The sequence below is a fragment of the Rickettsiales bacterium Ac37b genome (assembly GCA_000746585.2).
GTDB lineage: Bacteria > Pseudomonadota > Alphaproteobacteria > Rickettsiales > Arcanibacteraceae > Ac37b.
This window is the reverse complement of record CP009217.2, coordinates 1,594,200-1,607,121: the sequence shown is the minus strand read 5'-3', so window position 1 is coordinate 1,607,121 and position 12,922 is coordinate 1,594,200. Positions and strand designations below refer to the sequence as shown.

Annotated in this window: 12 protein-coding genes and 2 tRNA genes; 8 read left to right on the top strand and 6 right to left on the bottom strand. The window is 29.5% G+C overall.

Features of this window, described 5'->3' with window-relative positions:
- Positions 1–17: 17 nt before the first annotated feature.
- On the bottom strand, positions 18–1,430 hold the full coding sequence (gene bepC, locus NOVO_07940) for an Outer membrane efflux protein BepC precursor (protein AIL65919.1): 1,413 nt from the start codon (positions 1,428–1,430) through the stop codon (positions 18–20).
- A 267-nt stretch (positions 1,431–1,697) separates the two neighbouring features.
- Between bepC and NOVO_07935 the strand changes: the two genes are divergently transcribed.
- The 6 genes from NOVO_07935 (at position 1,698) to tig (ending at position 6,924) form a co-directional block, all read left to right on the top strand.
- A tRNA-Cys gene (locus NOVO_07935) sits at positions 1,698–1,772 on the top strand.
- A gap of 329 nt (positions 1,773–2,101) precedes the next feature.
- The gene (locus tag NOVO_07930) at positions 2,102–3,025 is read left to right on the top strand and encodes a hypothetical protein (GenBank protein ID AIL65918.1); all 924 of its coding nucleotides are present in this window, start codon (positions 2,102–2,104) and stop codon (positions 3,023–3,025) included.
- Positions 3,026–3,154: 129 nt separating this feature from the next.
- Positions 3,155–4,024 (top strand): hypothetical protein, encoded by an 870-nt coding sequence (locus tag NOVO_07925; protein ID AIL65917.1) that lies wholly within the window; start codon positions 3,155–3,157, stop codon positions 4,022–4,024.
- Entirely contained in the window at positions 4,015–5,244 is a 1,230-nt protein-coding gene (gene cca / locus NOVO_07920; protein AIL65916.1) for a CCA-adding enzyme, read from the top strand. The genes NOVO_07925 and cca overlap by 10 nt, the downstream gene beginning before the upstream one ends.
- Before the next feature lie 219 nt (positions 5,245–5,463).
- A tRNA-Leu gene (locus NOVO_07915) sits at positions 5,464–5,547 on the top strand.
- A gap of 36 nt (positions 5,548–5,583) precedes the next feature.
- Positions 5,584–6,924 (top strand): Trigger factor, encoded by a 1,341-nt coding sequence (gene tig / locus NOVO_07910; GenBank protein AIL65915.1) that lies wholly within the window; start codon positions 5,584–5,586, stop codon positions 6,922–6,924.
- 301 nt (positions 6,925–7,225) lie between these two features.
- Here tig and NOVO_07905 read toward each other — a convergent pair whose 3' ends face one another.
- Positions 7,226–7,444 carry a hypothetical protein gene (locus NOVO_07905; protein ID AIL65914.1) on the bottom strand — a complete coding sequence of 73 codons (219 nt, stop codon included), beginning with the start codon at positions 7,442–7,444 and terminating at the stop codon, positions 7,226–7,228.
- Between the two features lie 334 nt (positions 7,445–7,778).
- Between NOVO_07905 and NOVO_07900 the strand changes: the two genes are divergently transcribed.
- Together NOVO_07900 and NOVO_07895 are read left to right on the top strand one after the other, a co-directional pair.
- Positions 7,779–8,171 carry a Transposase gene (locus tag NOVO_07900; protein ID AIL65913.1) on the top strand — a complete coding sequence of 131 codons (393 nt, stop codon included), beginning with the start codon at positions 7,779–7,781 and terminating at the stop codon, positions 8,169–8,171.
- A 152-nt stretch (positions 8,172–8,323) separates the two neighbouring features.
- Positions 8,324–8,632 (top strand): hypothetical protein, encoded by a 309-nt coding sequence (locus NOVO_07895; GenBank protein ID AIL65912.1) that lies wholly within the window; start codon positions 8,324–8,326, stop codon positions 8,630–8,632.
- A 4-nt stretch (positions 8,633–8,636) separates the two neighbouring features.
- Here the strand turns inward: NOVO_07895 and NOVO_07890 are convergent, their stop codons facing one another.
- The 4 genes from NOVO_07890 to NOVO_07875 form a co-directional block, all read right to left on the bottom strand.
- Positions 8,637–8,798, bottom strand: a complete 162-nt coding sequence (locus NOVO_07890) for a hypothetical protein (protein AIL65911.1) — start codon at positions 8,796–8,798, stop codon at positions 8,637–8,639.
- Positions 8,799–9,246: 448 nt separating this feature from the next.
- Positions 9,247–10,593 (bottom strand): Ankyrin repeat protein, encoded by a 1,347-nt coding sequence (locus tag NOVO_07885; GenBank protein ID AIL65910.1) that lies wholly within the window; start codon positions 10,591–10,593, stop codon positions 9,247–9,249.
- Between the two features lie 121 nt (positions 10,594–10,714).
- Positions 10,715–11,401, bottom strand: a complete 687-nt coding sequence (locus tag NOVO_07880) for an Ankyrin repeat protein (GenBank protein AIL65909.1) — start codon at positions 11,399–11,401, stop codon at positions 10,715–10,717.
- 522 nt (positions 11,402–11,923) lie between these two features.
- On the bottom strand, positions 11,924–12,904 hold the full coding sequence (locus tag NOVO_07875) for a hypothetical protein (protein ID AIL65908.1): 981 nt from the start codon (positions 12,902–12,904) through the stop codon (positions 11,924–11,926).
- Positions 12,905–12,922: the final 18 nt, after the last annotated feature.

Below are 12,922 nucleotides of genomic sequence, written 5' to 3'. Positions count from 1 at the left end.
TAAATTTTATTTAATTTTTACTCCTCAGAAAAACCTATTAGTTGTTTTTTTGCTTTATTATAATATGCATTAGTATCAAATACTTTAACTGGCAATTTTAATTTTTGTGCTGTTAAATCTCCTACCGATGCTTTTAAGGTATAAGTACTTAAAACTTTACTATATTTTACATTACTTAACCTAAGTTTTGCTTGAAATAATTTTTGCTCTGCCTCTAATACATCTAAAAGCGTACGTGTACCCACTTCTTCTTCTTGTTTCATGCTATCTAAAGCTATAGACGCAGCATCAACGGCATCGCTAGAAGACTTAAATGCTTCTTTATATGATGATAATTTATTCCAAGCCTCAATAACTCCCTCAATTACCTGCTCTCTAGACTTCTGAAGTGTATATTTAGAACCTTGAACTTCTATTTTACTATTACGTACTGCCATATATTCAAGACCTGACTGATATATAGGTATTTGAACATTTAACATTACCTTTTTATCGATTACTTTTTGAATAACCCTTTGTGCGGCATTGTTAAGTGTATTATTATCTTGCCTTGCAACAGAAGCATTAATAGAGGCGGATGGCAAAATTCCTAATTTACTACGTACTAATAAATCTTTTTTAGAATCCATATTTAACCTAGCGCTAATAACTACTGGATGGTTATTAGAAGCTATTTCAACCAAATCTCTAAGATTCAAAGGTAAGTTATTAATCTCTTGAATCATAGCTAAATTTGCAGGTTCTATACCTATTACTTGTTTATATTTAGCTTTTGCTATTTCATAATCACCTTCAGCTTGAGCTTTGGACGCTAAAGCTGAAGATAATTGAGATTTTGATTCAGCTACATCAGACCTTGTGGCATCCCCTACTTCAAATCTTTCTTCTGCATATTGTAAAGCCTTAGCAAGCATTTGAACATTGTAAATATTAATATCTAAAGACTCTTTTGCATACAAAACTCCTATATATGCTTGAATAGCAGATAACAATACTTGTTGTTCAGTATTATAAAATGAAGCTACATTTGCAAAAAAAGCTTTTTTGCTTGCTTTAACTCCAAAAACGCTACTACCTGAACTAAATATAGGCTGCTTAACTTGGATACTATCCGCAGAGATAGGTCCATTCAGTTGATTACTGGGTATATTTTTTACTTTTATATTTTGATAGTCCCTACCTCTGTCAATTCCCGCAGCTATACTGGGTAAAAATTCAGCACTTGCTTTGTATACATTTGTACCTGCAGCTTTGAGTTGCTCAAGTGCTTCCTGCAGATTAGGATTATTGTTATAAGTATGAGTCAAGGCTTGGAATAAATCTATAGGCTGAGCTGGATCAGAAGATTTAGCGTAAGATGAGTTTGATAATAATATTACCGTAATTACAGAAAAAAATAAATTTATAATTGTTTTATCAGCTCTACTCATCAATGCCCTATTGTTCTTATAATTATACTAAAAAAAATTTTATAAAATTAAAGTCTTTTTCGTTTAAGTAGTCAAGAATATACCTATATAAAAACTTATATTACATAAGCAAAATATTTATATAAGCAATCTAAATGCCACAACTGATCTAAAAATCAAAGTATTTTTATACTTATTATTATAAAAATTGCAATTCGTAAATTTAACTATTGAATTATAATCAATTTTGTTTATATACTCGTTACAATAATGAACTTATATAAACCTGGCTGGGTAGCAAAGTGGTAATGCCGTGGACTGCAAATCCTCAATGCGCCGGTTCGATTCCGGCCCCGGCCTCCAATAAGTATTAGGTTAGTGATAAATATATTACATGGATTTTTAGCCATTTTTTTATTGTTTTCTCCTCTTGTATACGCAAAGGATGATAATTCTTTTACAAACAAATTTTATAATCCTTTATTAATAGCTACGCAAAAAAATCTACTCACAGATATAGTTTCTTTAATAAATAAGGGATACAATGTTAATACTCGTGAAAATAATATTACTCCATTGTTAATGGCCTCCTATAATAATACTATAATAATAACCTAGAAATTGTAAAATACATTGTCGAAAAAGATGTAGATATCAACTCCTCTAATTCTCAGGGCAATACTCCATTACATGTGGCATACAAATATCCTCAAATTATAGATATCTTAATACAACATGGAGCTGATCCTTTCAAAAAAAATAAATATAACAAAAATGCTGTTGAATTAATGTTCGAAAATAATAATAAAGATGCTATTCAAATTCTTCTTAAACATAAAGTTTTAGATAACATAAATACTACAGAACGTAATAATTTACTAAACTTAACAACTTCTATGTCAATTAAAAAAATATTTGTACCTAATAATGAGCAGCCATCTACCTATGTATTAGCAAAAGAAGATTTAATAGAATTACCTTCAGGTAGTAATATTTTAGTTACTTCTAATGTTTATAAAGATAAAAAAACAACTTCTACAATTAAAGAATTGTCAAAAACTTCTTTTATTACAACTGAAAAAGTAGCTTCTACTCAGCAAAATCACTTAGCCTTAGCTGATAGCAATACAGAAAATCATGATAAAATAAGTAATATAGCTGAATCGTTACCTTTAACACAGCAAAATCACTTAGCCTTAGCTGATAGTAATACAGAAAATCATGATAAAATAACTAACATAGCTGAATCGTTACCTTTAACACAGCAAAACATGGTGAAAAAATCTAACATAAAACAGGCTATGAATGTTTCTGCACAAAATCAATCTTTTAATAAAAATGTCAATATATTTGACAAAAACAATAATAGTCTTTGGATTGAAATTAAACTTTTAAATATGAGAAAAATTAATATTATAAATAATATTTTAAGACAAAATATTACATATCCAATTCGTATCCAAATAATTAGACCTCTATATGATGATAATAATTTAATCTCTGTTAGAGCTGGCCCTATTCACTCATTTAATACAGCAAGTAAATTATGTAAATTAACGAATCATCTAAGCAATGTTTGTATTATTACAGATAAATTATCTGTACAAAGTTTTTAATAATATCAACATTATCACACATGTTTTTTAGCTTTCTATAAAAATTATTAATTTTCTTATTAATTACTATATATTTTATATAAGATTTGCTATATTTTATACGTGAATTTGTTTAACGGGAGGACAAATATGATAACGGCAGGAAGAAAAAGCGATGCTGTTATTTCGGTATGTCAAAATAATGATAAGAAAATTTTAGAAATACAAAACGTTAATCATGCTGCCGAACAATTGCTAGGTCAATACAATAATTCATTAAAAAACCATTCTTTGTATGAAATTATGACGCCAACAAGCGTCGAAAAAATTAGTAGTTATTTAGATTTTGAAGATAATAGTAGTGATCTTGCCAATGTATTAAATAAAATGCGTAAATTAGAAATAATAGGTCGCAACGGCAATATTGTAAATGTTACAATAAAGGCATTCTACTCTTTATCAAACAATAGTAATCCTGTTATAGAGCTTTTAATAAGAGATATATCCTTATACGAGAAAATAGATCAATTAAAACAACAGTTACAAACTAACAGAGCAGATCCTGCAAGAACAGAAGAAGCAACAGGCATAATGAACAAACAAGCATTTTTAGAATGTTTATCTTTAGTATCAGAGTTTATCAGTAATAATCCTATTGATTCCTGCATCGCGATGATCAGCATATCTAATTATAGTAATATTGTAAAAAATTACGGTACAACCATTACCAAACAATTTATAACAGAAATTGTACATAGATACAATGAGTGTACACGTATGGAAGATGTTATAGGTTCTCTTCAGGATAATACTTTAGGAGTTATACTATTCAATTGCAGTGCTCAAGATGCTGTGACAGTTGCAACTCGTATAAAACATAAAATACATTCTTCACCTATTGTAATTGATAACAATATCAATATAATAGCAGAAATAAATATAGGTTATATTGCGATTACACCTAATACCAGCATATACAACCTTATAGATAAATGTGAACTTACTTCTCCATGTCTCTAGCAATTCTTAATAACCATAAAAGCGCTATAAATTTATTACATATTTTACAGTCCTCAGGTAAACAGGCCCGATTTATTGGAGGATGCGTGAGAGATGCATATCTACATAAAGAATGTTCAGATATAGATATTGCTACAACCTTATTGCCTAACGAAACACTTGCTATAATGCATAGTTATAACATACACACATTAAAAACTGGTATAGATTTTGGCACAATCACTGCTATATTTGATAAACAAGCTTTCGAAATTACTACCTTAAGACGTGATATATATTGCAACGGTAGACATGCAAAAGTTATATTTACTGATTCATGGTCAGAAGATGCTGCTCGTAGAGATTTCACTATTAATGCTATGAGTTATTCGCTTAGCAATCAAATACATGACTATTTTAATGGCATTGACGACTTAACCCATGGTATTATAAGATTTGTTGGTGATCCTCACAATCGCATTGTAGAAGACTATCTACGTATACTTAGGTTATTTCGCTTTTTTGCCTATTATGGCAAAAAACCATTAGCATCAAGTATTTTATTGGCATGCAAAGAGCTAGCTAAAGGGATCAATATTCTTTCAGGAGAGCGTATACAAACTGAAATGTATAAAATACTACAAGCTCCTACTTTTGATAATGTATTATTATTAATGCATAATACAAACATTTTATCTTATTTAATAAATTATTTTAATATAGACTTTAATTATTTAAAATTCTTACTTAGAATAGAATATAAATTTAATATATCTATTAATCCAATCAGGAGATTGGCCGCTTTATTATGTCAAGAAAGTAATCAAACAGTAAAAGAACTTGTAATACGCTGGAAACTTTCATCTAAAGATAAACGCCATTTATGCTATCTTACTAAGCCACAAATTTATATAACAGGCGAAGAAACTACAAAAGATTTATATAAAATACTCCGCTTAGCTGATAAAAATTATGTATATGATCTAGTTATATTACAGTGGGCTAAAATATTACAAAAAAATAATTATATTAATGAACAAAAATTACAAGACACGTTAAATATAATTAATAATTGGCATCCTATATCCCCTCCAATTACTGGTCAAGACTTAATTAATATTGGCATTCCCCCTGGTAATGAGCTTGGTAAATTATTAAAAGAGGCTATAAATTTTTGGGAAGAAAATGATTACCGCCCTACAAAAAATGAAATTATTCATTATATTACGAGCAAAATATAATTATCTAATAATAATAAATATAACTAAAAGCTAGTATCATTTATTTTTATAATGACTGAAATTTAGGATTGCTTAAAACTCTTTAATAGCTATAATGAGCCGAAATAATTATAATAAATATAGTAAACTAACTTGCTTTATGATAAGAAAAACTAGTGTAGAAATATTTCTGCATAATATAGGAGAGATATTATCCTTAGAGCAATTTAAATAGCTATCGCGGGTGTGGCGAAATGGTAGACGCGCAAGACTTAGAATCTTGTAACGTGAGTTGTGGGGGTTCAAGTCCCTTCACCCGCACCATTTAATAATAGGTTCACTGCTTAAGGAGTAATATTTGTGACTAAAAATAATTTTCAAGTAACGGAACTAAATAATGAAGGCTTAAAAAGAGCATATAAAATTGTGATTCAATCAGAGATATTGAATCAAAAGCTTGAGGACCGTATTAATGAAGCTGCAAAATCTGCAAAAATTGACGGATTTAGACCTGGAAAAGTACCTGTTTCTGTAATTAAAAATAAATATAATGAATCTTTACAAGCTGAAGTAGTTGAAAAATTAATAGACGATAGTTTAAAACAGTTTATGGAAGAGAAAAAACCTTCCTTGGCAGAGCAACCGAAAATTGAAATCAAAGAGTTCAAATTAGGTGAAAATTTTGAATATCAATTATCTTTTGAAGTTTTGCCTGACATTACTATTCCCGATTATTCAAATATCAGTATAGAAAAATTAGTATGTGAACCTACTGAAGAAGATATCGAAGAACGTCTTAAAAAGATTGCAACTACTACACTAAATTATGTAAAGTCTGACAAAACTGTGGCTGAATCTGGTGATACAGTAATAATAGATTTTGAAGGTAAAATTAATGGAGTAGCTTTTGCACAAGGAAGTGCACAAGATATGAAAGTAGAGTTAGGTGCTGGAAGATTATTACCTGATTTTGAAAAGCAACTTATTGGTGCATCTATTAATCAACCATTACAAATAATACTTACTTTCCCAAATGATTATATGGCAAAAGATTTAGCAGGGAAAGAAGCAGAATTTAGCACCACTATAAAAGAAATTTTAGCGGGTATTCCATACGAAATAAATGACGAACTAGCTTTAAAGCTCGGGCTTGATAATTTAGATGCCCTAAAAGGCAAAGTCAAAGAAGCGTTGGAACAAGAATGGAAACAAGCATCGAATACATACACTCGTAAAAAATTATTTGATCAATTAGAAAAAAAGTGTGATTTTCCTATACCTACTTGCTTAGAAGAGCGTGAATTTAATTCTCTCTGGCAGCGGATCTCTGAAATTAAAAAAACAGATCCTTCATTAGCTGATAAAACTGATGAAGAACTCCAAACTCTTTATAGGAAAATGGCTATAAGGAGAGTTAAATTAGGTATTTTACTTACAGAAATAGGTAAACAGCATAACTTATCTATTACGCAAGAAGATTTAAGGCAAGCAGTATATGCCCAATCCCGTATGTTTCCAGGGCAAGAACATGCTGTATTAGACTATTATCGTAAAAATCCTAAAGCAGTAGAACAATTAAAAGGCCCTATTGTTGAAGATAAAGCTGTAGAATTATTATTGAGCCAAATTACTACTACTGAAAAAATGGTTGGCTATAGTGAATTACTAGAATTATCTGATATAAAAGATGAAGATATGTAAAAGTTATTAAGAGAGAATAGTTTTATACTTATTCTCTCTTAATCATACTACATACTCTATATCATAATATATAGCTTTTAAATTTGTTATTTGGGACGTTGTCGTTCCTCTTCTTATGTACTATTTGTCTTACTCTTGGACAAATTATAGTAAATAATTGTATTTACGATTAACGGTATAGCCCCAGATCATGATCGATAGGATAAATAATTGAGGAGATTTTGTCCAGATAGAAATGATCTATTCATAAGAGGTAAGATCTTTAAGTCTTTTAGCACAGCTATAAGCCATAATAAAGCTCTCAATATATTCCTAGATTGTTGATGGGATTCATAATAGTATCTTTGACTGTAGCTTCTTTTAAAACCCTGTTCGCTAACCTGTCCATTGGTCCAAGATGATTAGGCTTAGTCAATCTATGTTCAATATCATTTTCATTACAAACTCTTCCAAAAATATGAGTAAAAGCATGCCGATGAGGAGCATGGTTAGTAAATTGGATACCATTATAAGTTAACACTGTATGGATTTTATATGGAACTGCTTCAATGAAGTTTCATAAAAAATCTGCTGCTATACCTTAGTCATAGATTTATGAAGTTCAGCATATGCCAACTTTGAAGTTCTATCTATAGCTACAAATAGATATAGTTTACCTTCTTCTGTTCTTACTTCAGCAGTATCAATATGAAAATAGCCTATAGCATATTGCTTAAATTTTTTCTTCTTAAGCCTTTTATTATTGCCTATCTCAGGCAATTTACTAATACCATGTCTTTGTATAGTAAATTAAGTTGATAAAGACATGATATATGATATATTAAAAAGCTCATAAACCCAAAACAGTAGAAGCAATGGCATATTCCTTAGATTTACGTAAAAAAGTAATTCACTATGTTAATAAAGGTTATACCAGAGAAGAAGCTGCAAGAATTTTTGGCATAGGTGAAAGAACAATTTATAGATGGTTATCGAGATCGAAATCCGGGAATTTAGCAGCCACACGAGCAGCTAAGCCATGGAAGAAGCTTGATCCAATCAAATTATTAAACGAGGTGTCTAAAAACAGCAATTGGCTATTATCTGATTTTGCAAAGGTTTTTAATGTGTCTACAGCTGCTATCTGTTTGGCATTCAAGACTTTGGGGATCACACGAAAAAAAAGACCACACTCTATCGTGAACGGGATGAAGCAAAACGGCAATTATTTTTGGCAGCTATCGCAAACTATAAAGCGGAAGATATAGTTTATATTGATGAGAGTGGAATTGATAGCTATTTGTACTATTCTTGGGGATACAGTCTCAGAGGAAGTAAAGTTTATGGTGATATCTCAGGTAAAAAACATGATCGAGAAAGCTTTATTGCAGGTAAGGTTGGGAAGAAAATTATTGCGCCAATGTGTTTCAAGGGCACATGTAATACAGAAGTTTTTAACGAGTGGGTTAGTCAGTGTTTGGTGCCCGAACTAAGATTTGGTCAAGTTGTAATACTTGATAATGCAACGTTCCATAAGTCAGCTAGAACTAGGAATTTAATAGAAGATATAGGCTGTAAACTTTTATTCTTACCACCTTACTCTCCTGATCTCAACCCAATTGAAAAATATTGGGCTCATTTAAAAGCTAAAATCAAACCTATCATTACTAATTTTAATAACCTTAGCGATGCTATTGATTATGGCTTCTCTATGCCATTCTCAACTTAATTGACTATAAACAACGATGTAAACTAGAACGGGTCAAATGAGAAATAGAAGTTTCTAAAGCATAAAGATAATCATTCAGGGGAAGAAGAGTGTGTTTACGAAATGCTACTATAAGAGCTTCTTCATTGGCTGTTAGGACAGTAGAACATATTTTTTTGGGTCCCATAACTCGCTATCGTAGATATAGTTTCTCTTTTTCCATTTTTGTACAGTTTTAGGATTAATCGAGTAAGCTTTAGCTAATTTTGCTATGCTTTCTTTACTATTTTATAGTGCTCTACTATTGCCTCTGTCATTTTGGCGCTACTGTGTAATATTTGTCCCATAATTTCCCCTTGGAAGGTAAATTTTTGTACTGTAGCATAGTTTGGTTTATTATATTATCATAATCTGGGAGCATACATAAGGCTAAAATAAAGCTTTTACCTATAATTTTTTCAGCTTCTTGAGAAGACAGGAATGATGAGTAAAATTTACTTTTTGTTAGGTTAGTGAAGAGTAACGCATATGCTAACTCAAATCAAGAAACTATAACTGTATCCCGAATTCAAATTAATTTACTCTATAATATCCCTTTACAAAAATTGTACTTATGCATAATTAAAATATAAAATTTAATTTTTTGACGGAGATAGAGTTTCTTTATTTTTATTATTTACTATTTCAGCTGTAAATTTACCTATTATATCGCTATTACTTTGCCATTGTTCTCTATATTGTTCATCAACATTTATATTAGACATTATTTTTTTTAGTCTTTTTTCTTGAGCTTCAAAACGTTGATATAAAAAAGTAATGTTGCGCTGCTGCTTATCAATAATGTTCTCCAAATATACTGTACGCTCTGATAATTGATGAGTTTTTTCTACAATATCTTTCATTAAATCTACATTTTGACCTTTAATATAATTCTTCTTTAAACTATTAATTTGGCTACGTTGATGATCTTCTAACAATAATTGATCTATATTCTGAAAGATCATTTGAGTTTCATTAGGGTATTCCTCTAAAAGAAATAAAATTTTTCTTTGTCTATTTTCTTGTAATATTTCCTTGAAAAATCCTTCAGGTGTAAGATTGTAATTTTTACCATAGCTCGCTAAATTTTGTTTTAAACTAGGATCTTGCGTAAAAGGAGATATCTTACTATAAGGTTCTTTGGAAGGAAATTTATCTGGAAATTTGTGATTAAGTATTATAGCAAGCGGTTGTTCAATACTGTTAACTATTTGCTCCGGCGTCGCTTTAATATATTCTATAAGTTTTTCTATAGGAGAACGTATACCTAAGCATAAGAATGGTTTTATCTCTCTTATTCTTCCAAAATTTCGGTGTAATAAACATAAAGATGTTAACCTTATACAGATTTTTTCTAGTTCTATTTCAGGATTTAAATATTCATGAAATTTTGTAATATCCCCTTCATATATGCTATCCGCCAATAGTCCTATTATAATTATGTTATGAAATGTATTAGGAATATCTATATACCCTGCTCCACGCCTATTCCAGACTAGTTTTTTCCCTAGACCAGAATCGGTTTCCCACTTTATTAATTTTATGGGCAATACGGCACCATAATCTATTAATATAGAAGCTACCTCTAACCTATTCTCTTTTAAAGCATAATATAATGGAAAATAATCTACCATATGTATTCCATCTAGATCTGCGCCTGATCGTATAAATAGATTCACTATATCTGTATATCCATTTATTATGGCAGCAACTAAAGGGGTCTTATCATTATACATTATTTCTTTATTCGCATCATATTTTACCAAAATTTTAGCAATTTCTATAAAACCTTTTTCTGCAGCAATATATAAAGCTGTTTTATTATCACTATCACGCTCATCAAGTAATATTTTACCATTTTCAGAATTCAAAAAAGTTTCTAGTATATGAATTTGGTTATTATTAACTACTTCAAAAAATTCCTTACATATAGCTGCTAACATATATAATTACTGTATTACATTAAAGTTAAAATTTATATTATACCGTTATATAATAAATATAGTCAAGGCAATTTAAATAATACAAGGCGCAAGACTTCATCTGGACAACAAACTATAATTTTTATAAAGCTATATTAGGAGCACTAATTGAAAGTGGTCTTTTACTAGATAAGGTAGGAGACTTATATTCAAATGCATTAATCGTATGAAGAAAATCCTCTATTTTTAATTGAATAACTAAAGGAAAATTATCCAATTGAAACAAAGAGCGTCTTATACCCAAAGTACTACATAAATATCTTAACCTTGGAAAAGCATCATCAATTTTAATACCTTCAGCAATATATTGAGTAACAGAGGAAGTTCCCCAATAAATACTTTCAGCATATAAACCTGACTTTATTATAGGTAAAAAATTCTCCGGCACTTCAACGAGATCATTGGTAGTGCGCCACTTAATAATATTATTATCTTCTATATTAATATATATTTTAGCACCTCTATCAATCAATTCCTGAGCAATTTTAGGATAATTATTTTTAATAGAGTAATATAGGGGAGTAGTAAATATACGTCCTGTGCCTTCAATACGCGCTCCCAATTTAAGCAGCTCTTTGGCTGTATCTAGATGACCGTTTATTACCGCTAATGTAAGTGGAGTATAGCCTTCATCATCAATAATTTCTTTATTCACACCTGATTTTATAAGTTCGACTGCTGCAGTTGTGTATCCTTTTTTTACTGCCATAATTAATTTTATTTCCTTATTAGGCAACGCTTTAGGGGGCTCAAAACAATTATTTTTCATATGATGTTTTTACCTTTAGTAATTTTATACTAACCTCTATAGTAAAGGTAATGAAAATATTACATGAACAACAAGCGATGAAGTAATATTTAAATTTCTTAAGCTATATTTTAAATTTCATTTAGTAATATACTAATATTAAATATAAAATATTACAAAATAGTAAAAATATAATTTTTATTATAAAGTAATTGAAGAAACTAAATAATTTTTACATAATTGTTTCAAATCAAGAAACTATAGGGAAAAGCTTATAATAGTATACTTATGAATGATATTACCGTCTTTATGAAGGATTTTCTAGAGGAGCGTGGTATATGGTCTGCTAATAAAGACTTTGTTAGCAATCTTTTGACCAAATTTTATCTAAAAATATTTGGTTAACAGTCCCAGTAAATTAAGTTGAGAATAAAGTTACGCTGCATTTGTTCTAAGTTAATTTACTTTTTAACAGTCTTATAATGGGTTTATTAATAAAAATAATAATTTAAATATTTTTATTACCTTGTGGAAGATAAATACTTATTTCTTACTTTCTATATCTTGTTTTACCATTTTTATTAAACAGCTTGGAACTTTTCCATAACCATAACCTAATCTGAACTTAATAGGTTTAGTATTATTAACACTGTATGCATGTAAAAGATCAAGTTGTTTATATCCTTTAAAGCTTTTTCCATAAGGACCAGCATATTGTCCATATAGCTCTTTAATCCAACTCTTATCAAAATAACGAAAGGGTATACCAGAATCATCCTGCAATACCATACGACTTTTTTCTAATATAACATTACGCATTGGTATAAACCGAGGATCAAAGAATGCATATTGAGCCGCTTTTAAATATGTTATTAAAGGTGCATCCTGCTTTTTCAAAAAAAGCTCCATAGCATTTTTATTCATTAATGAAGTGCTAATATAATAAATATTTTGCACAAAGTTTTTATTAGAATTTTTAACTTGTAATTTAATTCCGTTACCATTAATGTTTGGTTCTATGTTGCCTTCGTCAGTTAGTATAATTTGTTCAGAACTAATAATATTAAATTGAAGCTTTTTTAATAATACAACTATAGGTATAATTACCCCATGATTAGGTTTACCAAAATCTGACCACATGTCTTTTGTAATAAAAAAGCTTCTACGTAATAATGAAAAAATACCTTGCGATAGCTTATCTAAATTAATATTTTCAATAGTTAGATTTAATATTTTGCCGGGGGGTTCTAATCCAATCATTATATATGAACTACAACTAGGAAACAACATCATCATGTGTACTACATCAGGTCCAGAAAAAGGATAAAACAAAGTACAATTCAAAAATTTGTCTTGTTCCAATTCAGCGTGTGCCCATTTATCTATTTCTTTTAAATTTGTATTATAATAATTTTGCCATAAAGCTTCTAATTGTACTGTGTCAAGAGAATTATAATTATTATTTGTTAAACGTTCTGCAATTTCATCCAGCGTCATAGCGTTAGTATTTATGACACTTAACATAAAGAGAATTATTAATAT